The 26,988-nt window shown below is 50.9% G+C and carries 22 protein-coding genes; 11 read left to right on the top strand and 11 right to left on the bottom strand.

Translation table 11 applies throughout. The features are described 5' to 3' along the window. Positions 1-46 precede the first annotated feature (46 nt). Together HYT77_06620 and HYT77_06615 are read right to left on the bottom strand one after the other, a co-directional pair. Positions 47-1,867, bottom strand: a complete 1,821-nt coding sequence (locus HYT77_06620) for a hypothetical protein (protein MBI2067666.1) — start codon at positions 1,865-1,867, stop codon at positions 47-49. A gap of 13 nt (positions 1,868-1,880) precedes the next feature. Then, positions 1,881-2,249, bottom strand: a complete 369-nt coding sequence (locus tag HYT77_06615; protein MBI2067665.1) for a hypothetical protein — start codon at positions 2,247-2,249, stop codon at positions 1,881-1,883. Positions 2,250-2,420: 171 nt separating this feature from the next. On the opposite strand from HYT77_06615, the gene HYT77_06610 reads away from it, so the two are divergent. The 5 genes from HYT77_06610 to HYT77_06590 all read left to right on the top strand — a co-directional run bounded on the left by HYT77_06610 (position 2,421) and on the right by HYT77_06590 (position 10,639). Continuing rightward, complete coding sequence (locus HYT77_06610; GenBank protein ID MBI2067664.1) at positions 2,421-3,542, top strand: hypothetical protein; 1,122 nt, start codon at positions 2,421-2,423, stop codon at positions 3,540-3,542. Between the two features lie 9 nt (positions 3,543-3,551). Continuing rightward, positions 3,552-4,886 (top strand): hypothetical protein, encoded by a 1,335-nt coding sequence (locus tag HYT77_06605; protein ID MBI2067663.1) that lies wholly within the window; start codon positions 3,552-3,554, stop codon positions 4,884-4,886. Beyond that, a complete protein-coding gene (locus tag HYT77_06600) occupies positions 4,880-6,589 on the top strand; it encodes a thrombospondin type 3 repeat-containing protein (GenBank protein ID MBI2067662.1) in 1,710 nt (569 codons plus the stop codon). Before HYT77_06605 ends, HYT77_06600 begins: the two co-directional genes overlap by 7 nt. 107 nt (positions 6,590-6,696) lie before the next feature. Beyond that, positions 6,697-7,533 (top strand): hypothetical protein, encoded by an 837-nt coding sequence (locus HYT77_06595; GenBank protein ID MBI2067661.1) that lies wholly within the window; start codon positions 6,697-6,699, stop codon positions 7,531-7,533. A gap of 10 nt (positions 7,534-7,543) precedes the next feature. Next, a complete protein-coding gene (locus HYT77_06590; protein MBI2067660.1) occupies positions 7,544-10,639 on the top strand; it encodes a hypothetical protein in 3,096 nt (1,031 codons plus the stop codon). Between the two features lie 118 nt (positions 10,640-10,757). On the opposite strand, the gene HYT77_06585 is transcribed toward HYT77_06590, so the two are convergent. Genes HYT77_06585 through HYT77_06560 form a run of 6 tightly spaced genes read right to left on the bottom strand, consistent with a single transcriptional unit; the run spans position 10,758 to position 17,136 of the window. Beyond that, the gene (locus tag HYT77_06585; protein ID MBI2067659.1) at positions 10,758-11,642 is read right to left on the bottom strand and encodes a UbiA family prenyltransferase; all 885 of its coding nucleotides are present in this window, start codon (positions 11,640-11,642) and stop codon (positions 10,758-10,760) included. After that, on the bottom strand, positions 11,639-12,202 hold the full coding sequence (locus HYT77_06580) for a UbiX family flavin prenyltransferase (protein MBI2067658.1): 564 nt from the start codon (positions 12,200-12,202) through the stop codon (positions 11,639-11,641). The genes HYT77_06585 and HYT77_06580 overlap by 4 nt, the downstream gene beginning before the upstream one ends. After that, a complete protein-coding gene (locus HYT77_06575) occupies positions 12,199-12,933 on the bottom strand; it encodes a ubiquinone/menaquinone biosynthesis methyltransferase (protein MBI2067657.1) in 735 nt (244 codons plus the stop codon). Before HYT77_06575 ends, HYT77_06580 begins: the two co-directional genes overlap by 4 nt. Continuing rightward, positions 12,897-14,366, bottom strand: coding sequence for a menaquinone biosynthesis decarboxylase (locus HYT77_06570; protein ID MBI2067656.1), 1,470 nt, complete (start codon positions 14,364-14,366; stop codon positions 12,897-12,899). Before HYT77_06570 ends, HYT77_06575 begins: the two co-directional genes overlap by 37 nt. Next, positions 14,351-15,550 (bottom strand): amidohydrolase family protein, encoded by a 1,200-nt coding sequence (locus HYT77_06565; GenBank protein ID MBI2067655.1) that lies wholly within the window; start codon positions 15,548-15,550, stop codon positions 14,351-14,353. The genes HYT77_06570 and HYT77_06565 overlap by 16 nt, the downstream gene beginning before the upstream one ends. A 47-nt stretch (positions 15,551-15,597) precedes the next feature. Next, positions 15,598-17,136, bottom strand: coding sequence for a hypothetical protein (locus tag HYT77_06560; protein ID MBI2067654.1), 1,539 nt, complete (start codon positions 17,134-17,136; stop codon positions 15,598-15,600). A 38-nt stretch (positions 17,137-17,174) separates the two neighbouring features. Here HYT77_06560 and HYT77_06555 point away from each other — a divergent pair, with 38 nt between their 5' ends. Beyond that, complete coding sequence (locus HYT77_06555) at positions 17,175-18,194, top strand: radical SAM protein (protein MBI2067653.1); 1,020 nt, start codon at positions 17,175-17,177, stop codon at positions 18,192-18,194. A gap of 25 nt (positions 18,195-18,219) precedes the next feature. On the opposite strand, the gene HYT77_06550 is transcribed toward HYT77_06555, so the two are convergent. From HYT77_06550 to dnaK, 3 genes are read right to left on the bottom strand one after another with little or no spacing between them, the layout of a single operon-like run. After that, positions 18,220-19,518, bottom strand: a complete 1,299-nt coding sequence (locus HYT77_06550) for a radical SAM protein (protein MBI2067652.1) — start codon at positions 19,516-19,518, stop codon at positions 18,220-18,222. Continuing rightward, positions 19,487-20,248 carry a menaquinone biosynthesis protein gene (locus HYT77_06545; protein ID MBI2067651.1) on the bottom strand — a complete coding sequence of 254 codons (762 nt, stop codon included), beginning with the start codon at positions 20,246-20,248 and terminating at the stop codon, positions 19,487-19,489. Before HYT77_06545 ends, HYT77_06550 begins: the two co-directional genes overlap by 32 nt. Positions 20,249-20,293: 45 nt before the next feature. After that, positions 20,294-22,219, bottom strand: coding sequence for a molecular chaperone DnaK (dnaK, locus tag HYT77_06540; protein MBI2067650.1), 1,926 nt, complete (start codon positions 22,217-22,219; stop codon positions 20,294-20,296). A 103-nt stretch (positions 22,220-22,322) separates the two neighbouring features. On the opposite strand from dnaK, the gene hemE reads away from it, so the two are divergent. From hemE to HYT77_06515, 5 genes are all read left to right on the top strand, one after another. Further along, positions 22,323-23,351, top strand: a complete 1,029-nt coding sequence (gene hemE, locus HYT77_06535; protein ID MBI2067649.1) for a uroporphyrinogen decarboxylase — start codon at positions 22,323-22,325, stop codon at positions 23,349-23,351. Then, entirely contained in the window at positions 23,326-24,744 is a 1,419-nt protein-coding gene (hemN, locus tag HYT77_06530; GenBank protein ID MBI2067648.1) for an oxygen-independent coproporphyrinogen III oxidase, read from the top strand. Before hemE ends, hemN begins: the two co-directional genes overlap by 26 nt. Beyond that, on the top strand, positions 24,745-25,182 hold the full coding sequence (gene hemJ / locus HYT77_06525; GenBank protein ID MBI2067647.1) for a protoporphyrinogen oxidase HemJ: 438 nt from the start codon (positions 24,745-24,747) through the stop codon (positions 25,180-25,182). Beyond that, on the top strand, positions 25,182-26,120 hold the full coding sequence (gene hemH / locus HYT77_06520) for a ferrochelatase (GenBank protein MBI2067646.1): 939 nt from the start codon (positions 25,182-25,184) through the stop codon (positions 26,118-26,120). The genes hemJ and hemH overlap by 1 nt, the downstream gene beginning before the upstream one ends. Positions 26,121-26,297: 177 nt before the next feature. Beyond that, positions 26,298-26,942, top strand: coding sequence for a transposase (locus HYT77_06515; GenBank protein MBI2067645.1), 645 nt, complete (start codon positions 26,298-26,300; stop codon positions 26,940-26,942). Positions 26,943-26,988 lie beyond the last annotated feature (46 nt).

Raw genomic sequence — 26,988 nt, 5'->3', positions numbered from 1 at the left:
TTAAGAGTTTGAGTACCGTTGTTGGTGTCATAGAGACTCCTTTAATCTATCCCCCATACCTTCTGTGAATTGCCTCATTGGTGATTCTTCGAATAGCCTCTTCGAGCCGACGATTGGGAGGGAGGTCGTTTATTCCAATAAGGTAGTGTTCGCGGACCTCCTGTTCCAAACTCCCCAATTTTTCATTCTCACGCAACGGTCTGAAAACAGGATATTCCTTCGAAATCAAGGGGAATAGGGCAAGTGTTCGGAGCAGGGCCCATTCCTCCCAGTAGCGATTTGGGTCGGTTTTCCGCAACCAATCAGCCGCCTTTTTGTCATGCAACGGGCTCTTGCTCGCGTAGCTGGCCAAAAGCTCGACGAGGCCGTCACGTTCCTCGATACTGAGACCGTGCTCATCAGGCGACCGGAGCGTGTCGAAAAGTGTGTAAAAGACGTCATGATCAGGCGTGAAAAGGGTGTCGGCAAAGCGGTACATAGCGTGGGCCATTTCGGAGAACGGTATCATTTTCTCGGGATCATCAAGGCAGCCCTCGAGCCACGAGGCAAATCGATTCAAGGGTAACCATAGTGAGCCACTGTAGGGCTGAGCGTCGCTTGTCAGTCTGTCAGTCAATTGGTGGATCGACTGGGCGATAGCATCAAAACCTTTGTCAAGAAGTCGGAGGCCACCGGCCAGGATCATTTCCGACTTTTCCAGGATTGACCCAAAGAAGACACCAAACGACTGGGCGTCGTTTGAAAGGGAGTATTTACAGGCCCGGAGGTAACCAAGCCATCCCGTAAAGCTTGTGAGGTCCCCTTCGACATGCCCCAGTTTTTTACGGAGGTAGAAGGAGATCATCTCTCTCCATTCCTCTCCCTGCAGGGCATCGATGCGATCGGCCTCCTTCCGTGTCTTGATGAGTGTCCGGATCGCATTGTCCTCCCCGGCGTATTTGGGATCCGTAACATAAGTTCCGTTTCCAAAGATCCAGAAGAGGAGGAACTTGTTGATGATGATCGACTTCACCTTTGTATAATCCCCGAAATATTCCGCCGTAATCTGCATTATGGGGGATGGAGAAATCACCTGATGAAACCTTGCCGTTAAATAGTTGCCCGGGTTGACCCCCTGCAGGATCCCCTCGGCGGTGTAGACCGGCGCCATGAGAAGGCTCGTGAAGAGGACCGCCTCGAGCGCGATTGAAATTCGCTGACCGCGTGTTTCAAGGCTCGCCAACTCACGAAGCGTCAAAATTCTCTCTCGAAGGCCATTCCCCAAGGCTGTGTTGAGTCTCTCAAACCTCTGTTCCCAAGAGAGGTCGGTCGCATAAACCTCCTTCATCCGGTCATAGGCCAACCGCAGTTTTTCACCCTTCCCTGCAACGGTCTCTGCGGGGTAGCGCGCTAAAAACTGTCTCTCATTAAGGGTACTCAGTCGTCGGAGACGTGTGAAGTAGATGCCGCGATCGAGTGCCATGGAGAAGAAACCGGTCCTCAAGACGCCGAGTGAAAATCGAAAATAATTGAGATCGGCGACCGCCGTCGTCTTTCTCTGATTCGCCAATTCGACAATCACCTCCGTGCCGGCATTGATATAGGCTCCCAAACGGAGCAGCGCCATTGTGGAGACCGTGTATTCAACGATTCCTCCCACCATGAGGAGTCCGAAGATCATGCGTGTCCGTTGCCAGGCGACATTTTCCTTGAGTGTTGTTTCGGCGAGATGATCGTGATAAAGATTGATTCCAAGACCAACGACCCCTCCCGTGCGTATCGTAGAATAGGCAACACGACGAAGACCTGTCATCGCAACCGGATTCGGACCACTCGTGAACGGATGGATATACCACTGCGGATTAAAAATGACGCCCGCCTTTCCCAAGAGGGCGGTTCGGTCATTCTTGAACGTCTCCCACGATGACTTTGTAATGAAGTGAAGATAGTCCGACGGCCGGGTTCGCAGTAGAAAAAAGGAGGGCCCCCATGAGCGCGGTGGCAACGGCTGCTGGACGTGAAGAGAGTATCTTCGAGCCGATGCTGCGAGGAGTTGAACCGAAGGCAGGGAGGGTCAGGAGATAGGGGAGGGTGACGGCCCCTCCGAGTGCGGCCCATCCCGGTGCTGCCCCTGCCTTGTAAAAAATTGACTTGATCTCCGGAGAGAGTGAGGGGAGAAAACTCGCACCAAGAGCCTCTTCCGGGGGTAGCGACTCCCAGGAAGTGGAAAACAGGTTTTCAGAGCCGGATGCCCGAATAGTCTCCTCCATCGGAGGCTTCCCCTAACCCCTCCTTTTCATTCTCGGTTTATCTCAAAAAGAGTTTTGTAAAAAGTGGGGCGGGACTAAAAAAATCAAAAGCAACCTTTGGCCCTTAAGTTCGATAATGATTTTGTGACGTATCACTCTCCTAAAATCCTCAAATCACCGTGGATTCTGTTTATGGGGTTGGTCGTCCTCTCTCTGCAGTTTCTCCCTGGAAAAGCGTTTGCCGTCAAAGGGGGCTACGACGGCGGTTTTTATCTCCTTTCGGAGGACGAAAAATTCAAGTTTCAGGTCAATCTGCGGGTCATTCCCCAGTATCAGTACGAGTACAAGGAGACGCGACTCGATACAAGCACCTTCCAGTTTGAGAGTGTGAGGACCTTCTTCAAGGGACACAGTTTCTCTTCCAAGGTCCTCTACATGATTGCCGTTGACTATGCTGACGGCGGTGCCTCTCTGAAAGATGCCTATGTCGATCTCAATATCGTTAATTATTTCAATATCCGGACAGGGCAGTTTTACCTCCCGATCAACCGGGAAGACTTCTACTCCTCCTTTGGTTCTCAGATGGTGACCGGATCGATTGTCTCTGGACATTTCGGAATTGGCCGTGATCGTGGCCTCATGCTGAGTGGCGGTGTCGGTCCGCTTCCGCTCAACTACTATTTTTTCTTTACGAATGGTGATGGGGCAAACGCAGCAAACAAAAACAAAGAGATCATGACAGGAACACGGCTTGAGTACATCGCCATGGGGAGGCTGACCGGTTACCAGGGGGACCCGGATTATTCCGACAGTCCAAATTTGGGTTTTGGCGCAACGGCCCTCTATGATTTTGGTAGTGCAAAGGAGACGGCGGGCTTTCAGGAAGATGTCGATTTAGGCATCAAACCACATGAGAACCGGTTGGTGCGTGGTGATCTTGATGGTGCCTTTACCTGGATGGGATTCAATCTGCTTGGCCAGTGGCAATTTGTCTACAACACCCGTTTCCGGTCATTTGACCACGGGTACCTCACACAGGCAGGGTTCTTCATCGTTCCTCACAAGTTCGAGGCGGCAGGACGTTATGCCGTTGTGATTCCGGATTTTCCCACCCCGGCGCTTGCCTTGACCGGTCTTACGAAAGATAACGAAGGGAGTCCCAATCCGATTCATGAGTTAGCAGGGGGTCTCAATTACTACTTCAAAGGAGACAAGCTGAAACTTCAGGGGGAGTACAAACAGATCCTGAACGTGAACGGAATCCGCAACCTCAACGACCAGGTCGTTCGCGCACAACTCTTTCTTCAATTTTAAGGGAGCAAGATGGGAGAGATCTCTCTCAACGGATTGACAGGCCTCAATGTAACAACCGGCCAGAGTGGTACCGGTTGCGGGAAAGACTGTACCATCGTTAATGGAAAAGTGGGGGGCCAGGCGTCAACGGATCTCTCTATCGGTGGGGTTACAACAACGATTACCCCCAAATTTGAACTTGTCTTTCCGGGTTCCAGCAAGGTCGCAAAAGACCCGAATGGTCTTCCCCTCTATCACGTCGTTCCGAACCCGGACGGTGATAAGGTTATCCCGAGTGGCGGGATCGGTTTAAGTTTCAGCATCGAAAAGGGCGGATTCAAGGGTGAGCATGAACCGGGCGGATCTCCCACCTATGGTTATGAACATGAGGGGAGCGATTTTTCAGCCCGTTTGGGACATGGGACGCTTCGCCTCGAAAGCACCGTGGGTGTCCCCGGTTCCGCCAACCCGCTCGCGATCGCCTCATCGGGTGGTTTTGAGCCAAATGCCGGTTTTGTCGTCGGTGGCACATTTAGAAACGCCCCCCTCTGGAAGCTGTGGGAACCTTTAAAGCACCTTTCGCTCAGCCTCGATGGCGCGTTTGGGACCGATCAGGATGAGAACGGATCGGTGACGGGTGCGAAGGCCTGGTATGCACGGGCGACGCTCGGTGCTGACCTCACCAAATGGATATGGACAAAGGTTGCGGTCGAAGGTGAGATGATGCGTGCAGAGGCGGCGGCCGATCCCTCTGTTAATGAATATTACGGAGCAGGCACTTCTGAAAATTATCCAACGATTCGCACCAGGGCGGAATTCCCGGTCTTGTGGAATCTGGCCCTTCATTATGGGAACGATCCATTACGCACAGAATATAAGACCGATGCCGGCGAGACAATCATTCAGAACAGAACGATTTCTTACTACGGGGCGACATTAAATCTCGACAAGCTCCTTTATGAGGGGGTGACGCTCGGTTTTGTCTATGCCACCCGTCATCAGAATATCCGTGTTGAGGATGTTGTCGCAACCGAACCGTGGGCCGAGAGCCGTCTTGCCACGTTACAGCTCAGTTTTCCTCTCGTTGCCGGAATCGAGAAGGTGTTCGATACAAAATTGCCCCATGGACTAAAAGACCATCTCTATGTGCTTGAAGATGGAAAGAAGAACTATGCCAAGGGACTTACCTTAAAGGTCCTCCTCTCCAAGAGCTGGTCGAGTGCAAGCGGCTATGAAAATATCGATCCCAGTGAGGCAGGTCAGATGGATACCATGGTGCCTCAGTTTCCCGTCGAAGATTACTTCTTCTTTGTTGCCCTGGCAGCTAATTTAGGAGAGGGCGGAATTCTGGAGGTCCCATGGTAAAGAGGATCTCACAGTTTTTGCTCATTATTTTTTTGGTGGTGCTCACCGGTTGTTATCTGAACGACGGCCCTCCCGATGAACTGCTTCAGGCCCCGAGTGGGGTTCGGAGAACACAAGCCTCAGTCACGGCGACGCCTTCCGAATCGGAGGAGGAAGGGGACGGAGAGACGACGGAAGAGGCCGATGAAGGGGAAGAGAGCGAGGATGAGACTGAGGGGTCAGCAGAAGAGGGCCCTGTTGATGACCAGGATGGGGATGGGATTCTGGATGAAAGTGACAATTGCCCCGAGGTCGCCAATGCGAGTCAACAGGATACCAATCGTGATCGTGAGGGAAATGCCTGTGACCTCGACGATGATGCCGATGGTGTGAATGACGAGGAGGAGGTGACTCATGGATCTCTTCCGCTCGATTCGTGGAGCCTCCCCGAAAATCTGGCCTATGATGAGGCAACCTGTGCCGATGCGATCGATAACGACCTCGATGGTTATGTTGATGCCGGTGATGACGGATGTCAGGTGGAGGTAGAGGAGGGGGAGATCCAGATCAGCTTTACCGCGCCGGCGAGTGCTGCTCCGGGCCAGATCATCCCGTTATCCTGGGATGTTCGTGGTGCACAAAGAATCGCATTTGGATCGACCGGGATCTCACTGCCGGCTGGTCTTGTTGGTTCAACCTGCCCCTACCTTCGATGTTATGGGACGCGTGAGTTTGAAATCACCACATTGGGGACCTATACCTATTCGCTCAATGCGATCGGTACCCAAGGAACCGTTCAGACCGCCAGCGTTACGATCGTCATCAGCAATGAGAATTACAGTGTTCGGTTCTCACCGCTTGTCTCATTGCCGGACGGAACGACGATCAATAATGTAGCGATCCGCGAGAATGTCATTTTTACAGCGACGGACCATGGGCTCTATCGCCAGAATATTTCCGGTGGCTCGCTCGAAAATCTCAATGATCGTCTGACCGGTATTGGTGAGGGAGAGGAGATCAAGTCCGTCGCTACCAACGGCTCTGTTGTCCTGGCGGTCTCGGCGGCCGGGGAACTCTTTGAGTCCGATAATGGCGGAAACAGCTGGTCGCGCTCGCTCATTTTCCAGCCGGGTGGAACGGCAACACCCGAAACGACTTACTCTGTTGCAAGCCGCGGCTCCAACTACATCATCGGATCGAACCATGGGATTTACCGTGGTGCCACGAGCTCAGCAACGGCGGCCCAGTTGGTCGGTCTTACCGGCGCCTGGGAGGACCTACAAACTTTTGCTACTTCGAGTTCGTTCTTTGCACTTTCAGATCAGGGACGCATTTACAAGAGCACGTCCGGCAGTTCCTGGAGGGCAACGAATCGCCCCTCGGGAACAGCCCAATTTATAGAAGAGGCGGGGAGCCAGACCTATCTCATCACCTCGGCAGGTGCCTATTATCTGAGTGGTAACTCCTGGTATCCGTACCAAATTGTGAATGCCGGTGGACCGGTCAAAGTGATTGGCCAGGCTGAAGGAATTCATCGTCAGGCGGTTGCGGGTGAATCGACTCTCGTTCAGGCGTCTCAAGGGGATGATTGGATCGCTGCAACGCTGGTGACTGACTCCGCCAGTATTCCACAGATCAAGGGGTCTCAAGTCATCGGTGGGGTCAGTTTTGTATGGGACTCCTCCAAGGTCTATCGATGGGAGGTTTGGGAAGAGGCCCCTTAAGTGAGGCCGAAAAAATAAGAGGTAAATAACGGAAACCTAGCAACAGTTCTGTAAAGTGACCGAAAAATTTAATGACGGATGTTTGGGGGTAGAAAAGGGAGAAGGGTATGGACCAGCATGGATTTGACTATGAAAAGCAGAGACAACCGGGCGATCGCTTTGGTTGTTTTGAGCTAAAAATCGGCGGCCATGTGGAGGGGGATCTTAGTCTCTTCTCTCCCACAAGCTCGGTTATCTCAGGGAATGTAGATGGAGATCAGGGGAGCGGTGTCAGTTCAACAAGTCGCCCGTATCGTCCCCAAAATTTGTTCAACAGCTTCAAATTGTCGGCAGGCCCGATGCTCCGTTTTCGTTCCGACCCTAAAGCATCCGTTAAGGTATTTGGCCTCGATCTCACCGTAAGACGCCAGACGATTGCCCCTACCAATGCCCCTGATCATAACGGCTCTACAGGTGATGAGACCGCATTTCTCCTCCAGCCTTATTGGCAACAAGAGATTGGATCGGCCGGTTTCTTCTATCGTCTGAGGGGCGGTGTCGGAGTTAATCTCCTCCGCTTCGATGCGAGTGAGGACCAGAAGAGCGGCGCCTTGTTAACGGGCGATCTCCCGCGTTTTCAAAACGGTGTCCCCGTTGTGGTTGCCGCCAATAATGATTTAGCCTTCGCAGCAGGAGGAGATATTACGGTTGGCAGTTATTTTCATAAAAAAACAAATGTCTATTGGTTCCTCGGATTCGATGCGTTGTGGACCGCATCGATTGAAGGAACATTTGTTGGCGAGGACCGCGTCGACAATGCAGTTTCGAACTATTGTACCATGAGAGGTCAGTCTGACTGCCCCGAGGCGTCCGGTTTGAGCATGGGATGGCCCGTTACAACGCGGTTCATGCTCGGAGTTGGTTATCTCATCGGAAGCAAGAACCCTAACGCGAAGTCCAAGTAAGAGGTGAACTATGAAAAGTCTTCTTAAAATAAAATCCTGTCTCATCGGCCTGGCAGTTTTTTCTCTTCTGTTTTTAGGACGGAATAACCCGGTCGGGGCCGATGTCGAAGCCGTCTGGCCTGAGAGTGATGAGTGTTTTTGTCATGACGATGGCCCCGGTGGCTTCAGTTACCATACCCAGCATGACTGTGACGGGGATAAACTGTATAACTGGGAAGAGGATGTCAACGTCAACTGCGTGACCGATGCGTTTGAAACCTCTTCGGGCGTTCGTGAGGAGTCTAGTCATCCGGACCCTAAAGATACCGACGGTGATGGGATCGGAGACTTGTATGAAATTTTCAAATCGGATGCAGCCCATAATGCCTATGTCATTGAAATCGGTGCGGAGGATGGACCCGATACGATTGCCGGGTTGTCCCAGGATGTGAGGAACGGTTTCCGCTGTCCCACAGCGGCCGATCCCTTTAACTGCGATGGGGATGAACTCAATAACGGCAATGATCTCGACGCCGACAATGATGGTGTCAACGATTCAAGGGAAAATTGTGACGGAGAGGTGAATGGGGACGTGAATGGCAAACTCGTTTGGGACTCCCGTTGTTTAAAGGATGACAATCCCTACGCCTGGCAAGAGACCGATCCTTATGATCCGGACTCTGACGATGACGGCCTCCCAGACGATCCGGCACAAGATATCTGTCCTTATGAGGGAAGTCCTGGAAATCCGATCGGTGATCCCAATGGAGATGTCCGTTGTGTGAGAAAGCTCTGCCGCCCCGAGGTGATGAATAAACTCGCGGCGAGTACCGACACCGATAACGACGGGCGTCCTGACCTTGTGGAAGACGCGAGCAAGGATTGCAGAATCCAGGGCGAGGCGGAGGCGCCAAATCTCTTGGAATCTGACCCGTATTTTGATCATTCAGATACAGCGCGTGTAGCTATTGGAGGCGGTTCTGGCTCCACCAAGCTAAAACCAAAGACAGCTCCGGCCCTGGAAGGAGAGGTTATTGAGAATCTTGGGAGTGGTATGGCGCGTGTTCGTGTCCAAAACGCGGCAGGACAAAACTACAGCTATGTTGTCGTTCAGTACGCCGCAACGGGCAATGGAGATGGTAAGGCGGATGGGCACGATGCCTGCCCCCTTGATGCAACGGCCACGTGTGATGGTGTCTGCGTTCCAGGTGCCCCAACGGTCCTCAGTGCAGAGACAAACCCCGCAACCCAGGTGGCAAGACGTCGAGCGAATGTGAACGAGCAGTGCGCCGATTATGACGATGATAATCTTTGTGACGGCGAAGAGGATCTCGATGACAACTGCCTGTATAATCGTCCGGAGGAGGGTGAGGCGAGTCGTGAAACGGACTGGAGGAATAGTGATACCGATGGTGATGCCGCACTTCGTTATGAAGGGGGTGGACCTTCCACCGGTATTGATTCGATTGATGAGTGCCCCCACTTTGCGCCCTCAGAGGTTGGTTATCCCGACTGCCGGCGCTTTTACTGTGACCGGTCGTTCCCCGATCGGATCCGGTTTAAACATACGGCCGGTGTTGATACCGATGACGATGGGATTACCGACATTCATGAGGATCCGGATCAGGATTGTCAGGCGAACCCGGACAATGCGGACCTGAACATCCTGCATCTCGATCCGTTTGACCCGGATACTGATGGTGACGGATTTAGTGATGGGGAAGATCAGTGTCCCGGCGTCCCCAATGCAACACAGGATATGGAGGACATCACCTTCTGCGGTTACGACAACATTGGTGGCAATGCAGGTCCCTTCAATCACTGCGTGCCAGACAGTGCCCATCCGATCTGGGCGGGTGCTGATGGCAAGGAAGACTCTGATCGGGACGGGATTCCGAATGTTCAAGAAGACTCCAACGGCAACTGTTCGCTCGATGAATTTGAGTCGAATCCGTTCCTCCGCGACACGGATGGGGACGGGATGCGGGATGACGAGGATGCCTGCCCGTGGAGTTCGGATATTTATTGCGTCCGACGTTGTATCGCAAATCAATATGTGGACGGCAAAGACTCCGATGGTGACGGTCTGAAGGACGTTGAAGAAGACCGGAACCAGAACTGTCACTATTTCGGTGAAAGTGAGAATGTAACAGGTGAAACGGAGCCTTGGGATACAAATCCGTTCCTCCGTGATTCGGACGGTGACGGGATCAATGATAAGGTCGATGGTTGTCAGGCAACTGATCCGGGCCTCCTCTTTTCGCGAAACGCGGATGGGCGACCGGATGCCTCTAATGAAGAACTGGAGTGCGCCAGAAGTCAGTGCATTGAAGGAAATGGGCGGGATCCAGGGGCCCTCAAGGACTCAGACGGTGATTTTATCCCGGACGTGAAAGAGGACCTCGATAATGACTGCCTGAGGACATCCGCCAGTGGTGAGACGGACCGATTCGATTCAGATACGGATGATGACGGAATCCTTGACGGTATCGAAGATATCAACCGCAATGGCGTGAAGGATACGAACGAGACTGATCCGCGTTATACCGATACCGATGGTGATGGTATTTCGGATGGTGTTGAGGATTACAATCAGAACGGTCGGGTTGATTTGGGCGAGCTTGATCCAAAGAAGGCGGATTCCGACGGTGATACAATCCCTGATAATATCGAGGATAGAGATCATGACGGCCTCTGGGATGCCTCTGTCAACGGCCAGTCGGTTCCTTTAACAGGTCCCTGCCGTGCCGATGGGAATGGTGGAAACCCGGAGACCTCCGGATATCTTGCCGATTCCGATCTCGATGGGATTTCGGATAACCTTGAGGATCTGAACGGCAACGGCCAATTTACGGACATCGGTAAAAAGTATGCGGAGGGTATTGAAGAGGCGATCAATGAGATCACTCAGGGGATCGGTGTGAAAGAGTTTGGTGAGACGCATCCTTGTGATGAAGACACCGACAACGACGGTCTCCACGATGGCCAGGAAGACAAGAACAAGAACGGCGCCTTTGAGCCTAAAGAGGGTGAGACGAGTCCGCTCTCACCGCATACCTTCGGTGAACCGGATATGTCACGGCTTGAAAGAAGGCTCGGCATCAGCGGCTGTTCCTTAATCAGGTAAATAACAAATTCCTGGAAAGGAATTTTGGAGGCAGGACAGTAGTCCTGCCTCTTTTTTTGCCCTCTCCCGCAGGGGAGAGGGGATATGTGCCTGTTATCACCTTTAAGGGTGAGGGGAGCTACAATATCGACACCGCAACCCCTGCAAAAAAAATAATTGCGATAGTGCCATTCATGTTGAAAAAGGCGGCGTTGACATGGGAAAGATCCGTCGGTTTGACGAGACGGTGCTCATAGAAGAGCAAAAATCCACAGAGGGAGAGGGCTAACCAATAGGGGAGAGCGGTCGTATCAAGTACGAGATAACCAAAAGCGATGAAAGAGAGAAGGGTCAATCCGTGAAAGAGACGGGCGATCCAAAGCGCCTTGGGGAGCCCCAACCGAACAACGAGTGAGTGCAGTCCCTCCCTTCGATCAAACTCCTCATCCTGGGTTGCATAAATAATATCAAATCCAGCGACCCAGAACGTCACCCCAAGGCCCAAAATAAAAGGAATCCAGCTCCATGAGCCTGTAACGGCAATCCAGGAGGCGATCGGGGTGATACCAAGAACAAGACCGACGAAAAGGTGGGACCAGTCTGTCAATCGCTTGGTGAAGGAATAGAAGTAGAGGAGAAAAAGGGCGAGTGGCGAAAGATAAAAACAGAGAGAGTTCAGTTGAAAGGCGACCAGGAGAAGCATTGCTGAAGAGGTGAAAGAAAGGATTAAGGCAAATCTTTTTGAAATGACCCCGCGCGGGATCTCGCGCAGGGCCGTGCGGGGATTTTTAGCATCGATTTCGGCGTCCAGATAGCGATTAAAGGCGATTCCGGCCGTCCGTCCGGCGACCATACCAATTATGATGAAAAGAATGGTTCGAAGGGGCGGAATACCGCTTGCTGCGACAAGCATCGAGGATAAGGCAAACGGGAGGGCAAAAATTGTGTGGGAGAATTTGATCAATGAAAATATGTTAATTAGCCCTCTCCACCCGTGGGAGAGGGGATTTGTTATGGTTGTCATCTTTGTGGGTGAGGGGGTGATCCCCATCTCTTCCTCAAATCATTTTCGATCCCCATATGGTCGAGTACCCGTGCGATGACCGTATCAACCGCCTGCTGGATCGTTTGAGGCTTGCTGTAGAAGGAGGGAATAGCCGGGAGAACAACGGCCCCCGAGAGTGTCACGAGTTTCATGTTCTCAATATGGATAAGACTCAAAGGGGTCTCCCTCGGTACAAGGATCACCTTTTTTCTTTCCTTAAAGAAGACATCGGCTGTTCGTGAGAGAAGATCGTCCGAATAGCCATGGGCAATCCTCCCCAGGATTCCCATGCTGCATGGAATCACGACCAGTTGATCAAACTTCGCAGAGCCACTCGCAAAAGGGGCCGAGAAATCGCGGTAGCCATAGTAGCGAAAATCATACTCACGATAATCAACACCGCACTCCTCACGCCCTATCTCGATGGCATTCTCCGAGGCGGTCACATAAACCTCATGAGGAGTTCCTTTTAGAAAATCGAGCAGACTCTTTGCGTAAATGGCGCCGCTCGCACCGCTGATTCCGATAACGATTTTCATATTTTCTCCCCAACAATCAATCCTGAGATCCCTCCCGTCAGCCTCTTTGCCTTCTTTATTTCAAAGCCTGTTTTTCTCAACAACTGGATATATTGGTCAAGGGTGTAAAAGCCCCTGACCGAGTCTCGAAGGTGCTTGTAGGCCCCTTGATGCCGGGAGACAAGCCAACCGATCAGGGGAATAAGGAACTGCGCATAGGTATAATGAAAGATCCAGGTATACCATCTGTCAGGCCGAAAGAATTCGAGAATCAAGAGACGACCTCCTGGTTTTAAAAGGTGATGGATCCTTTTGAGGGCCTTGGTATTATCCTCTAAATTTCTGAACCCATAGGCACACATCGCCGCATCAAAGGTAGCAGGGGGTCGAACAAATTTAAAAAAATCAGAGCATTCGAGAGAGACTCTTTGGTGTTCATCCCGTTGTAATTTTTTCTGTCCCTCCCGAAGCATCGGTTCAGAAAAATCAGTCGCTGTGATGGAGACAGAAGGATTGATCTTTAAGAGTTCCCTCGTGAGAGCCAATGTGCCGGCGCAAAGATCAAGAACCTGATGGCTCTCTTTTAGAAAGGAGACCCCACATTTACGCCAAAGACGGTCAGTGCCGAAACTTAAGACAGTGTTGAGGAGGTCATATTGAGGGGCAATGGAGGAAAAGAGGCCCTGTATCTCCCCCTTATCGATCTTCACGGAAATCACTTCCCCCTCTTTATAATCTCTAAGTTCTCCCATATCTCATTGACTCGTTTTTTTACATCCTCCCTCATCTTAAGCACCTCGGGCCAGTCCCGTTCAAATCCCTCTTCCCTCCACTTTCGGGTCGCGTCGATCCCCATTTTTGATCCATAGGCAAACTGGGGAGCGGCATGGTCCAAGGCGTCGACCGGCCCCTCAGCAAACAGGATATCGCGTTTGGCATCGATGTTATTGGAAACACGCCAGGCCACCTCTGTGAGATTTTGGACATTCACATCCTCATCAACAACAATGATACATTTTGAAAACATCATCTGACCCGTTCCCCAGATCGAGTGCATGATCTTCTTGGCATGACCCGGGTATTGTTTTTTGATCGAAACAATGGCGAGATTGTGAAAGCAGGTCTCGATCGGGACACAAAGATCGCGGATCTCCGGAAAATTCATCCGGATTAAGGGCATGAAGATTCTCTCACTTGCCTTTCCAAGAAAACCGTCCTCCTGAATCGGTGGACCGACGATGGTCGTGGAGTAAATGGGCTCCTTGCGGTGGGTGATCGCCGTGACATGAAAGAGCGGATAGTTGTCAGCGAGCGAGTAGTAGCCGGTATGGTCGCCAAATGGGCCCTCTTTAACCAATGGTTCCATCGGATCGACGTATCCCTCAATGACAAAATCGCAGTCGGCGGGTACCTCCATATCGATTGTTTTACAGCGGACAAGCTCTACCCCTTTTTTCCGTATGAAGCCGGCCAAGATCAGTTCATCGACACCGTCCGGTAGGGGCGCTGTTGCGGAATAGCCATACGCCGGATCTCCCCCCAGACAGACCGCAACAGGAATTTTCTTCTTTAATTCCCAATATCTCTGCGCGTGCCTGGCACCCGTTTTGTGGACCTGCCAATGCATGCCGGTTGTTTTTTTGTCAAAGACCTGCATCCGATAGGTGCCAACGTTACGGATGCCCGTGTCAGGATCTTTGGTGATCACAAGGGGAAAGGTGATATACGGTCCCCCATCACCGGGCCAACATTTGAGGTAGGGAAGGATTGATAGATCCGGCCCGGAAAGGACGACCTCTTGACAGACCCCCTGAGAGACTCCCTTCGGAAGAAAACTGCCAAATTTGGCCAACTTCGGGAGCATCTTGAGCTTGTCCCAGAGACCGGAAGGGGGTTGGCTCTTCAGAATCTCCTCGATCTCTCGAGCAATCTCCTCGATCTCTTCAACCCCTAAGGCCCAGGCCATTCGCTTCCAGGTCCCATAGGTATTAATCAGGAGTGGAAATTTGGATCTTTCCCCATTCGTCTTGATAACATTCTCAAACAGAAGGGCAGGGCCACCGGCCTTGGTGGTGCGATCCGTAATTTCCGTAATTTCCAATTCGGCCCGTACCGGTTCTCTGAGCCGGCAGAGTTCGCCGCGTTCCTCAAGAAATTGGACAAAATGCGTTAAGGATGGGTACAAAAAATAACCCTCCCTCTCACCATAGAAAAACTGACTTGATCGGGCAGGAGGAGTGCTTCATAGGGATCAACCTTCTGATTCAAGAGTGGGACGCCTACAATATCCGCCTTCTTGCCAACCTCGAGCGTGCCGATCTCATTTTCCACCCCAATTGCCATTGCTCCATTCAAGGTTGCCATTCTCAAGATATCCTCTTCACCCAGATGGGTCGTCTCTTTCATGAGCTTCATCTGCCGGAGCATGTTTAACGATTCGTTGGAGGCAAGACTATCCGTCCCAAGTCCAATTCGAATCCCGCACCTTATGTAGGACTCGTAGGGAAACGCTCTCGGCCCAAAAAACCGGTGACTTCCGGGGCAGTGTATAACAAAGGCATTTTGCCCCTTCAACCGGCGAATTTCATCCTCCTTTAAATAATTTCCATGAATAAGGAGGATGTTTGTGTCATTGGAGCGGTGTTCTTCGATCCAGGCAACAGGTGATTCGGCCCGAAGTGGCGATCCCCCTCGACTCCGAACTAGCTCAAAGAGGGGGCCCTGGCGAGAACGAAAAAACTGCTCCTCCTCATCGGACTCTAGTAAATGCAACGAGAGAGTCGTCCCCGCTGAGAATGCCTCTTGTAGAATATCCGGATGGACGGAATAGAGCGAGTGGGGTGTCAGGTGGCAGGGGCGCTCCGGGTCATCATTCTCTTCCAGCCATTTTAGGCCGTTTCGACGCGATTCCTCGGCCTTTGACTTGGACGGTCCAATCAGTTCCAAAAAGAGCATCTCACGAAACGGCGTTTCTATGGGGGGGCAGTCCGGGGATCGATGATCAACAAGAGTTGTTGTTCCTCCACGAATTAGTTCATCAATCGCATATTTAATTGCCTTCTCATTCTCTGATGGAGAGATTTGAGATGATTTTTCCTGGAGGGTACGGACCCAAGCCGTAAAAGAAATCCCCCTTTGCCCCCCGGGGGGTTGGGGGGATTTTAGTGCCGAATGTTCCAGATGGGCATGGGCATTCACAAGGCCTGGAACGAGGATCGTTTCTCCCAGATCGATAACCTCCGAGATGTCCTTTTTGGCAAACCACTGGCGGGTGCCGATATCCCGAATGATACCGTCTTCTATGAGGATGGCACCCTGTTCGATGGGGGGCGTCACCCCGGTCAAAAGCCAACGGGCAGCAAGAAGCATGTCGGGAGGATAAGAAAGTCAGAAAAGAATCGCAACAGGAGAGATTGTCAGGCGTGGCTCCTTAGGACACCCGATTGCTGAATCGGATAGTAGGCATGCGCGTAGCTCGAGAAATAACCGTCCCTCACGAGATTTTTGATCATCCAGTCAACCATCTCGTTTCTCATCAATTCGGCTTCCTCCTTGAGGGACAGGCGATGAGTCTTGTCTCTCATCATTTCAAGATAACGTTTGACCGGGATCGGCTCAAAATATTCGACGGTCAATGTCCGATAGGCCCCGTTCTGAAAATCACTGGGGATGATAACGGAAGGGATGATATGCAGGTTATCCCCAAAAGCCCTTTCATGGGTAAGTGCAAATTCAAACGGAGTCGTATGAGGCCTCCAGAGACGTTTAAAATCATCCTCTCCAAATGAGCTGACAACTATTGGCTCCAGTTCACCCGCTTCATTCCGTTGAACCAGTAAACCACCTCTTTCTTTCATATAATTTTTTCCTGTCGTCCTCGTCTGTGGCCCATAGATGACATAATGAATATTTCCGTTCCGAGCGGGATAGGACGGCCTGAATCCCCTTTGCATCTGAAAGACCCCCATTGAGATATTGTGTCGATCGATAAGAACAAGGTGGCTCCCCATCTCGGCGGAAGTCAGCATACTGAGCGGGCCCAATTTTCCAAGACTCGCCCTCATAAATTGTCCCTGATCTCTTCCCAAATGGCGTGAGGTAAAATCGGTCAGGGCCCAGTCTCGCAGATCATAATGGGTCAGTTGGAGGGTCATTGCGGGGGCTCCTGCAGCCGTTGCCCCCTTAAGATGTTTACCTCCTCGAATCACGACCCTATGGACACCGGTTTGGCGGAGGATCCAGCTATCAAGACCCAACTGTTCCGTTGAGGCGCGCTGAAAATCCCCCGTTTTTATATGATAGCCAGCAAGGGTGCGTGGTGCGCTGTAAAAAAGAAGCCGCCGGAGGCCTTTTAACTTTGACCCAATACCTCCCCGGTAAGTTGTTTTTCGGGGATTTGCGAGATCAATCGTAATCTCGTCTCTTTTCGGATGGACCGTACGATGGTCGGAGGGATTCGGACGATGACAAGAAAAGAGAAAGCCGCCTCCTAACATCAACAGACTGCTAGCGGTACGGTAGGCAACGGTCGCTCCGTCGATCTCTCCATTTTCATATACCTCAAGGTTCTCCCGAAAATGGAGGGCCGAGCCTAAAAATGAGCAAAGCAGGAGGGTCCTGCTGAACCACTGATGAGTCGATAAGCGATAGAGGGTTTGAAAACCTTGTGTGCCGATCAGTCGTTTTAACCCGTTAAAAATTCTTTTGCTGTAAAGTGCCGATAAAAAAGTGCCGGAGGCATAGGAGGGGAGGGTGGTTAAGAGCCCAAAGGTGAGTCGTGGAGACTCTTCGGAGAAGGTTGATCCCTCCGAGGCGACCCGAAAGCTGGAGTCGGCCAGCGTGTAGAGAGGTAAGAGACCGGGCAGGAGAAAGCTGCCGGCTGTAGAGGCCAGATCAAAATAAAAGCGATGGGCGGCTTGATTCTCGGTCTCTTTTAAGGATAGATCACGACTCATAACACCGTGATTCTCGGCCCTATTTCAGAAAGGTTGCGATGACAAAACAACGTCTCACCGAGGCAGAGGCGCTTGATCTCTGGAAGGAGAATCTGGGGGACTTAAGGGCCGAGGCCCATAAGAGACGGTCTCTTTATTATCCGGGCAGTCAGGCGAGCTACATCATCATGCGGATTATCAGTTACACGAATGTTTGTGTCGCTGACTGCAGTTACTGTGCCTTTTACCGCCGCCCCAATCACCCGGAAGGATACGTCCTCTCAAAAGAGCAGATCTTTTCCAAGATCGACGAGTTAAAATCGGTTGGTGGCGGTCTCGTAGCGATGGAAGGGGGATTTAATCCAAAACTCAAGGTTGATCACTATGAGGACCTGTTTTACTCTGTTCGGCAAAAATATGGGGAGACAATTGAAATCTACGGTCCGACGATTGTTGAGGTGATTTTTATCGCTCGTGCCTCCCGGATCTCTTTGGAAGAGACATTGGTACGTCTCAAGGGATCAGGACTTCGTTGGATCCCCGGAGGTGGGGCCGAGATTCTCACGGACGAATGGCGCAAAAAACTTTCACCCAAAAAATATACCGTGAAGGAATATCTCGATGGAATGGAGCTGGCCCAGCGTCTTGGGTTTGGGACGACAGCGACAATGGTGATCGGATTTGGCGAAACACCAAGGGATCGGGTGGAACATTTGAGAAAGATTCGTACTCTTCAAGAGAGGACGGGTGGATTTTCCAGCTTTCTTTTATGGACCTATCAGCCCGACAACACAGCGCTTGGGGGACGTGTCACAGGGAATGATGATTATCTCCGGACGCTCGCGATCAGCCGTCTCTACCTCGATAACATCCCGGTTATCCGGGCCTCTTTTTTGACCCAATATGACAAGGGACCCGAGGCACTCCTTTCAGGGGCCCATGACTTTGACATCCCGCTCGAGGATCAGGTGACCCAGCTCGCCGGTGCCAGGATTGAACAGAATGTCGAAAAGGTATTGAATTGGGTGAGAAAGGTCGGAATTCAGCCGGTAAAGCGTGCTTCCTTACCCATCAAATGAAATAATTTTCAGGAAGAAATATTTCTTAAATCACATCCATAAACGGACTGACGGAAAAAACGGCCTTTCCAAGACCCGGTTCACCGTAGCCACGAGGGGGGGGGAGTCTGTACCGTTTGAAGGTCTCACGATAAACCCGAAGCAGTTTCACGAAATATTCAAGGGGAGGGGGTTCGTTGTTGGTTTGTGAGAGGATTGTATTTGGTTCGACGCACCAAACGGTAAATCGCGGTAAAATCCCTTTGGACATGAAAAAATCGAGCCCTTCAGCCGTTGAATCAACCGCCTCATCGACCGTTTGAAAGCCGTACGGTTTCGACATCTCGATCCCTGCCACAAAATTAGGGATCACATGGGGGGCCCCAAAAATCTCGGCCGCTGACAGAATGCGATGAATCCATTCCTCCTGCCCAATGAGTTTTTCCTTGCCCGGGCAGAGTCTTTTGAAAAGCTCTTTATCCCATACCTCGTAGTTTGGGTGATAAATTTGGTAGCCCGCTTTTTTTAGGATCTTTACCTCTTCCTCCGGCAATGCCTGGACATTCGCCTTACCGATCCAGCGTCCCGGAAAATTTTTTTCGATTACCTGGGCATACCGGGCATAAAATTCCGCCTCGCGAAGACCGTACAGATCTTTGGTAATAGCGCCTCCGGAAACGGTGTAGGCCTGACTGATTCCGTCTGTATCCATTTTTTGTATAATAGCCAGCGCCTCAACAACCTCATCAGGCTCCTTGATCGAGGTGTAGGAGCGCTCCCCTTTTTGCTGACGGTAATTGTTGTTGATGTCGCAAAACTGGCACTCCTCCTTTTCGCCCCAGTATTGGCAGAGACGAAAGGTGGTCAGATAGATCAGATACCCCCATTCAATCGTCGGGGCAATGTCGGCCACCGGTTTGCCCGATTGAAGAGCGGTTTTGTAGTAGGAGGGAGATGTTGGGAGAATGATATCAGAGATTTTCTCATATCTCTCCCCCTGTCCCCCTCTCCTTACTAAGGAGAGGGGGAGTGGAGGGGGTGAGGCCTCAATTCGATATGGCGAGTTTGGATTTAGCCTGACAGAAACAATCGTTCTCTTCAAATTATACGGCCCTCCAACCAAGGCGATCTCTTCCGGGGCCCCCCTTTTTTCCATCTCAGAAAGCTCTTTTTGAGAAACTCGATCAAAGGAAAAGATAAAATACGATTTCGGTTTTTGATCCTGGGATGTTTTAAGGGCCTCTCGGGAAAATGAGACCCCAAGTCTCAGCAGGTCCGACTTGAGAACCGCCTCGAGAGGGATCTGCTGTTTTTCACTTAAGGTAAAAAGAGAGTTGAAAGTCATTCTGGATTAAGCCCAATTCGTGGGCATAGGCACAAAACCGCTGAAGCCCCTCAATCTCAGCCCCTTCAAATTCATAGGAAATATTTTCGGAAAGGTATCGTTTTGCCTCCAGCTCCGGGAGAACGGACTGTTGTTTGGCAAGTTCCCCAAGATTTGTGAGGGCCCGATCACGTGCCTCTCTCAAGATTTGGACCTGTTTTTCCGAAATCTCCGGAGCAGATCCGATCCAGGCGGCAAAGACAAACGGGAGTCCTGTCCAGGAGGTCCATTCTCCACCCAGATCAAGCCCTTCCAGTGAGCGATATTCCTCCTTAAGTGCCTTATCACCAATGAACAGGGCAGCGTCGGCATCGGAAGAGGGAAGGGGATAATAAAAGTGAATATCCTCAAGCCTTCGTCTGTACTTGTAATGCAGGAGAACCTTGAGGAGGAGATTGGAGGTTTTTGATTCCAGATCGAGGGAAATAGAGCGAAGATCTCCGAGAGTTATTCCCTGTTTTTTGAAAATCAGCCGGACACTCTTGGCCGTTGACCGGGTCGCGATTGCGATCCCCGGAACAACCTTCCAGGAAGGATTTTCGCAAAGTGTTACAACGGGCGCCGTGGCAAGCTCAACTTCACCGATTCGGAGTAACCTGTCGAGGGCGGCAGGAGGGGCCAGACGCGGTCTCTCTGCGAGATAATGAACAAGCGGAAGTGCATTGAGGTAGCTGACGGCACCGAGCTTCATACGGTGCCGCATAACATGCTACGTCACGAGCGGCTTCGCAAGCGTTTATTCGTTTGCATCCGTGTACTCGGCGTCAACGACATCTTCCTCTTTTTTCCCCTTTGATTCCTTTCCTTCGCCTCCGCCTCCTTCGGGCGGTTTCTTCTCCTTTTCCGCTTGAGCCTTATACATCTCTTCAGCCATCTTATGTGATTCCTGTGTCAGACTTTCCATCGCCTTCTGAATGGCGCTGCTGTCATCTTTCTTGAGCGCCTCCTTGAGCTCCTCAACACCTTTTTCGATAGCATTGACAATCTTAACCGGGATCTTTTCGCGGTTTTCCTTAAGGGTCTTTTCGGTGACATAGACAAGGGATTCGGCGCTATTTTTTGTTTCAATCTCTTCACGCCGCTTCTTATCCTCCGCCTCATGAGACTGGCCATCCTTCACCAAATTATTGACCTCCTCTTTCGAGAGTCCGCTGGAGGCGGTGATTGTAATATGTTGTTTTTTGTCCGTTGCCTTATCGGTCGCCGCAACATTGAGGATGCCATTGGCATCGATGTCAAAGGTGACCTCAATCTGGGGGATGCCACGCGGTGCCGACGGAATTCCATCGAGGATAAATCGTCCGAGTGTTTTATTGTCCTTCGCCATCTCTCGCTCCCCCTGCAAGATATGGATTTCAACAGAGGTCTGGCTGTCGGCTGCCGTTGAAAAAACCTGCGCCTTTTTTGTCGGGATTGTTGTATTTCTCTCAATCAGTTTGGTCATCACGCCACCCAGCGTCTCAATCCCCAAGGTAAGTGGTGTGACATCAAGAAGCAGTACATCTCGTACCTCTCCGGACAGGACGCCGGCCTGGACTGCGGCACCCAGGGCGACCACTTCGTCCGGATTGACCCCCTTATGTGGTTCACGGCCGAAGTATTTCTTTACCTCTTCCTGAACCCGCGGGATACGGGTCGATCCTCCCACAAGGACGACTTCATCAATGTCGGACGGTTTCATCTTCGCATCGGCCAACGCCTTTTTCACCGGCTCGAACGAGCGCAGGATCAGATCCTCACAAAGTGACTCGAGCTTCGCCCGGGTCAGTTTGATATTCATATGCTTCGGTCCGGAGGCATCGGCCGTCAGGAACGGGAGGTTGATCTCGGTCTCAAGGAGACTTGAGAGTTCAATCTTTGCCTTCTCCCCCGCTTCCTTCAGGCGTTGCAGCACCATCTTGTCTTTTGAGAGATCAATCCCCTGATCTTTTTTAAATTCGGCAATAAGGTATTCAATGATTTTCTGATCAACATTATCACCGCCCAAATGCGTGTCTCCGTTGGTGGAAACGACCTCCACAACATTCTCACCAACCTCCAGAATGGAAATATCAAATGTGCCACCTCCGAAATCGTAGACCGCAATCGTCTCATCCTTTTTCTTGTCGAGCCCGTACGCAAGTGCCGAGGCGGTTGGCTCATTGACAATCCTCTTCACATCGAGCCCGGCGATCTTTCCGGCATCTTTTGTCGCCTGACGTTGGCTATCGTTAAAATAGGCCGGGACTGTAATAACTGCTTCGGTTACTTTCTCGCCGAGATACGCCTCGGCAGCCGCCTTTAATTTGGCAAGAATTTTAGCTGAGATCTCCGGTGGGGAGTAGGTCTTGCCGGTGTTTGGAATTTTAACATGGGAGTCACCGTTATCTGCCTTAACCACCGTATAAGGGACCATCTTCTGCTCCTCGGAGACCTCACCGAGCTTACGTCCCATAAATCTCTTGATAGAATAAACGGTGTTTTCAGGGTTTGTTACCGATTGCCTCTTCGCAATCTGGCCGACGAGCACCTCGCCATCCTTTGTAAAGGCAACAACGGAGGGAGTCAACCGTGAGCCCTCTTCGTTCACGATCACCTTTGGCTCAGACCCCTCCATAACGGCAACAACCGAGTTCGTTGTCCCAAGATCTATCCCTATGACTTTACTTGTTTTTCTAGACATAAAAGCTCCTTGTTGGTTTGACTAACATTAAACTAAGCACAAAGGGTTGATTGTCAATGATCTTCTTGAAATCCAAATAAAATCAAGGTTAATGAGATTCCTCATGACTCCCAAGGAACGTTTTTTGAGCGCCTGCCAGCGCAAACCGGTTGATCGTCCACCAGCCTGGATGATGCGGCAGGCCGGTCGCTACCTTCCAGAATATCGGCTTATCCGGGAGAGGATGCCAACCCTTCAGATGATGAAGGATCCCGAAACCGCTTGTGAAATTACCCTCCAACCGGTTCGGATTCTCTCCGTCGATGCCGCAATCCTTTACAGTGACATCCTCATACTTCCTGAGGCGATGGGGATCTCACTTCAATTTATTGAAGGAGAGGGGCCTTCCTTTGCCAATCCTGTCAGGGAGGCGAGAGACGTTGAAAAACTCGGAGAGACGGCGGCCGACCGGTGTGGTTTTGTCTATCAAACGATAGAAAAGATTCGCAAGAAGATCGGACCTGATTTCCCTCTGATCGGTTTTGCGGGAGGACCTTACACGGTTGCTTACTATATGACGAGGGAAGGGGAGGCCACCTCTCGTCAAGCGGTGCATCATCGGGCTTTTTTTAATCCCCTTGTGAAAAAACTCACGACGGCAACGATCCAATATCTCAAAAAACAAGTCGAGGCCGGTGTCGATTGCATCCAGCTCTTCGATACCTGGGCGGGTTCCCTTTCTCTCGAGGAATATCAGAAGAACGTTTTCCCCTCTCAACAGGAGATTATCACCGCCTTAAAAAAAATGGGGGTGCCAACAATTATCTATATGAAGGAGGCCTCCCATCTGTTTACGAACTTAATTGACACGGGCGTTGATGTGATCAGTGTTGACTGGAAAGAAACCCTTTCTTCTTATCGTAGCAAGGGAGGGGATCGCGTGGCACTCCAGGGAAATCTTGATCCTGCTATTCTCTGTCAGGCTGTTTCGCAGATTGAGAAGGCGGTTCTGGCGATGGTCAATGACTGGGGGAACGGCCCTGGTTATATTATGAATTTGGGGCACGGTATCTCCAAAGAGGTTCCGGTTGCGCACGCAAAGGCATTTATTGATTTTGCAAAAAAATATGGATCGAGAACTTGTCATGAATGATCACCCGATCGACGACCACCTCCGGAATCTCCTCGCCAAATACGATGTTCCAGGGCCGCGCTATACCAGCTACCCCACGGTACCAGCCTGGGGTGAGAATGCAGGACGAGAAGAATACAAGAAGGCACTCAAGAAGATTCCGGTTCAGGACAAGCTTTCTCTTTATTTTCATCTCCCATTTTGTGAGACCCTTTGCCACTTCTGCGGATGCATGAAGGTAATCACGCAGGATCATCAACGCTCCAGGGAATATGTCGACACCTTGTTGAAAGAATTTGAGCAGGTCATGCAGATCCTGAAAGGGCGTGGCAAAAAAAACCAGGTGAACCAGGTCCATTTTGGAGGTGGGACACCCAACTTTCTGCAACCGGAGGAGTTGGCGGATCTCATGCTCGCTGTCCGGAAGAATTTTGAGCTGCTTCCGGAGGCTGAAATCGCCATTGAAATGCATCCACGGACCAGCACAAAGGAATTTTGCGATAAGTTAAAGGAGTTGCATTTCAACCGAATCTCACTGGGGGTGCAGGATTTTGATTCCAAGGTCCAGAAGATGATCAACCGGTTTCAGACGCTCGAGCAAACGGACGCTATGGTCGATTATCTTCGTCAGTTAGGCTTTACGTCGTTCAATTTTGATTTGGTCTACGGTCTCCCGGGACAGAGTGAGCAGGGCTGGAAGAGGACGCTGGAGGAGGTCGTTCGTTTGAGACCGGGACGTCTCGCCGTCTACAGTTATGCGCATGTTCCCTGGGAGAAGCCGGCCCAGAGGTCTTTCAAGGAGAGCGATCTTCCTTCACCCGAGATGAAAATAAGATTTTTTGAAATGGCACTCCGTCATTTTCAAAAAAACGGATACCGATTGATCGGAATGGATCATTTCGCCCTACAGGATGATGAGCTTTCGCAGGCGGCGCACGAGGGGACGATTCACCGGAACTTCATGGGCTATTCAACGCGCAAGGATGATCATCAGATCGGTCTTGGTATTAGCTCCATCTCCTATGTGGGAGGCCAATACTTTCAAAACAGCAAGGAATTGAAGGAGTACGAGGGAAGGGTTACGAGGGGTGATTTGGCCACCTTTCGGGGTTACCTTCTCTCGGAAGATGACCGGATACGGCGGGACCTGATCCAGAGGATCATGTGCCAGGCACGTGTCAAACTCTCTGATTTTGAAACAGAATGGTCTGTCCAGTTCTGGGACTATTTCAGGCAGGAGCGGGGCAGGCTTGAACCGTTCATCGAAGATCGGCTTCTCACAATCACGGCGGATCAGCTTCAGATCACAGGAGAGGGGCTCCTATTCCTCCGAAATATTGCGATGGTCTTTGACCGTTATTTAAAACAGATTCGCGAAACAGCCAAGAACCCCGTTTTTTCGAGGACCGTTTAGATGGGCATCTCCTATCTTTGGCTCAAGAGCCTTCACATCATCTTTATGACCGCCTGGTTTGCAGGGTTGTTCTATATTTTTAGGATCTTTGTCTATCATGTCAAACATCGTCACGAAGAACCGATGACGCGAACCCTCAAGATTATGGAGAAGAAACTCCTCTACATCATTATGCTTCCAGCAATGCTCCTGACGCTCGTCACCGGTTTTGGATTGGCCGGCTTAAACCAGGAGGTCTTTCGAGAAGGGTGGTTTTACGTGAAGCTGGCCGGTGTTTTTGGGCTTCTCTGCTATCATCACCTGGCGATGAAGGTTCACCGGTGGATGTCACGCGGGGAATACCGGTTTTCGGAGAACGCCTGTCGTCTTATTAATGAAATTCCAACGGTTCTTCTTATATTGATTGTGATCCTGGTGGTTCTCAAACCGTGGCTCTGATGAAGGGGCTCATTCTTGTCAATCTTGGCACGCCGGAGAGCCCCACAATATCGGCGGTTCGCTGCTATTTGAACGAATTTCTATCGGACCCTGATGTGATTGATGCCCCCGCCATTGTACGGTGGTTGCTCCTTCATGCGATCATCCTTCCGTTTCGGCCAAGGCGATCCGCCCACCAGTATCAACAGATCTGGACCAAAAACGGTTCTCCACTCCTCTGTCACACGAATGCACTCGCTGAGGCCGTCCAAAAACAGTTAGGCTCGAATATTTGTGTCGCGGTCGGGATGCGATACGGTAACCCGTCGATTGCAACGGCGATCGAGGAGGTTTTAAAAAGGGGGGTGCGTGAGATCCTCTTCTTCCCGCTTTTTCCACAGTATTCAAATGCGACGACGGGCTCAATCGAGAAGAGGATTAAAGAGGGATGGCGGGATTCATTCAAAATGGCCCCTCCTTTTTTTCAAGACGACGGCTTTCTACAAAGCTTTGCAGAGGTTGGTCGGCCCGTGATTGAAAAAAATCATCCTGATCATATCCTCTTCAGCTTTCATGGGCTGCCTGAAAAACAGATCCAGAAGGGGGATCCTTACCGGGATCAATGTTTAAAGACGGCAACGGGACTCGCCCTTCAATTAGGTCTTGAGGAGAAAGATTATACGATCTGCTTTCAATCAAGGATGGGGGCGGGTCGCTGGATTCAGCCCTACACCGATCAAGAGGTTGTGAGACTCCTTGATAGTGGTAAGAAGCGCCTTGTCATTTTTGCGCCTTCTTTTGTGACCGATTGTCTCGAAACATTAGAAGAGATCGGAATTCGGTATCGCAAATTAGCGTTAGCTCACGGAGCGGAATCGTTTGAACTGGTTCCCTCTCTGAACAACCACCCCCGCTGGATTACTGCGATTTGTGAGATGTTCCATCGAGCCTATGTCTAGAAAGCAATGGTGCCACACGAAAACGATGGTGCCAGGCACGCATGGAACCCCTTGAAATTAAAATGATTAGAGTTCGAAAATCGGTTGGTACCATCTGAAAATCGAACTATTATCCACGGAAAACGGATTATTTCTGCGATAAGCCTTGGCACGGCGTTTGCTTTTCCCTCCCCCGGTATGGGACGATCTCCTCGAGTTCAATCCAGTGAGCTTCATTATCATGTCATTGTTCGCTGCAATAATCGGGAGTTTTATTTCGAATCCGATGAAGATTTTTCTCACTATTTATCCGTTCTTCGCTTTTTCAAAAAGAAACATCGGTTTCGGCTGTTCAATTATGAGCTGATGAACTCCCATGTCCATCTGCTCTTGCAACCATCTGAAGTGGTGCCACTTCAAAAAACGATGCTATTGATCAACTGGGCCTACGCTCGGGATTATAATAGACGGAAAAAGAGAAAGGGGCACTTTTGGTTGGATCGTTATAAAAGCATCCCCATAGAATCGGATGATTACGCCTTGGATCTGATGCGATATATGAATCGAAATCCCGTCCGCGCTGGGATTGTTGAAAAACCGGGGGATTGGAAATGGAGCGGTTATCAATTCTATGCCCTTGGCGAACCGAATGACTTACTGGAGGTTCATCCCACTTATCTTGGTTTGAGTTCCAACCCGGAATTTCGCAGAAAGGCCTATAGGGATTACGTGAATACGACCTTACCTGCTGATTCTTATAGGAAATCTGAGTTCAGTGACGCGAGATTTATTGGGAGCGAAAGGTTCGGAAAAAACTTGGGGTTATCTACAGGAGATTTTTAATGGCTTTCATTATTTTTCAATAGGTTCCAGACGTGCCTGGCACCAT

It is taken from the genome of Deltaproteobacteria bacterium (assembly GCA_016180855.1).
Classification (GTDB): Bacteria; UBA10199; UBA10199; order JACPAL01; family JACPAL01; genus JACPAL01.
The sequence above is the reverse complement of the archived record's forward strand: the minus strand, read 5'-3'. Positions and strand labels throughout refer to the sequence as shown.

Excerpts from the sequence above, each read along its gene's own strand:
- HYT77_06615 (MBI2067665.1), bottom strand. The coding sequence starts at position 2,249 with ATGGAGGAGACTATTCGGGCATCCGGCTCTGAAAACCTGTTTTCCACT.
- HYT77_06610 (MBI2067664.1), top strand. The coding sequence starts at position 2,421 with ATGGGGTTGGTCGTCCTCTCTCTGCAGTTTCTCCCTGGAAAAGCGTTT.
- HYT77_06605 (MBI2067663.1), top strand. The coding sequence starts at position 3,552 with ATGGGAGAGATCTCTCTCAACGGATTGACAGGCCTCAATGTAACAACC.
- HYT77_06600 (MBI2067662.1), top strand. The coding sequence starts at position 4,880 with ATGGTAAAGAGGATCTCACAGTTTTTGCTCATTATTTTTTTGGTGGTG.
- HYT77_06595 (MBI2067661.1), top strand. The coding sequence starts at position 6,697 with ATGGACCAGCATGGATTTGACTATGAAAAGCAGAGACAACCGGGCGAT.
- HYT77_06590 (MBI2067660.1), top strand. The coding sequence starts at position 7,544 with ATGAAAAGTCTTCTTAAAATAAAATCCTGTCTCATCGGCCTGGCAGTT.
- HYT77_06585 (MBI2067659.1), bottom strand. The coding sequence starts at position 11,642 with ATGACAACCATAACAAATCCCCTCTCCCACGGGTGGAGAGGGCTAATT.
- HYT77_06580 (MBI2067658.1), bottom strand. The coding sequence starts at position 12,202 with ATGAAAATCGTTATCGGAATCAGCGGTGCGAGCGGCGCCATTTACGCA.
- HYT77_06575 (MBI2067657.1), bottom strand. The coding sequence starts at position 12,933 with ATGGGAGAACTTAGAGATTATAAAGAGGGGGAAGTGATTTCCGTGAAG.
- HYT77_06565 (MBI2067655.1), bottom strand. The coding sequence starts at position 15,550 with ATGCTTCTTGCTGCCCGTTGGCTTTTGACCGGGGTGACGCCCCCCATC.
- HYT77_06560 (MBI2067654.1), bottom strand. The coding sequence starts at position 17,136 with ATGAGTCGTGATCTATCCTTAAAAGAGACCGAGAATCAAGCCGCCCAT.
- HYT77_06555 (MBI2067653.1), top strand. The coding sequence starts at position 17,175 with ATGACAAAACAACGTCTCACCGAGGCAGAGGCGCTTGATCTCTGGAAG.
- HYT77_06550 (MBI2067652.1), bottom strand. The coding sequence starts at position 19,518 with ATGACTTTCAACTCTCTTTTTACCTTAAGTGAAAAACAGCAGATCCCT.
- HYT77_06545 (MBI2067651.1), bottom strand. The coding sequence starts at position 20,248 with ATGAAGCTCGGTGCCGTCAGCTACCTCAATGCACTTCCGCTTGTTCAT.
- dnaK (MBI2067650.1), bottom strand. The coding sequence starts at position 22,219 with ATGTCTAGAAAAACAAGTAAAGTCATAGGGATAGATCTTGGGACAACG.
- hemE (MBI2067649.1), top strand. The coding sequence starts at position 22,323 with ATGACTCCCAAGGAACGTTTTTTGAGCGCCTGCCAGCGCAAACCGGTT.
- hemN (MBI2067648.1), top strand. The coding sequence starts at position 23,326 with ATGGATCGAGAACTTGTCATGAATGATCACCCGATCGACGACCACCTC.
- hemJ (MBI2067647.1), top strand. The coding sequence starts at position 24,745 with ATGGGCATCTCCTATCTTTGGCTCAAGAGCCTTCACATCATCTTTATG.
- hemH (MBI2067646.1), top strand. The coding sequence starts at position 25,182 with ATGAAGGGGCTCATTCTTGTCAATCTTGGCACGCCGGAGAGCCCCACA.
- HYT77_06515 (MBI2067645.1), top strand. The coding sequence starts at position 26,298 with ATGGGACGATCTCCTCGAGTTCAATCCAGTGAGCTTCATTATCATGTC.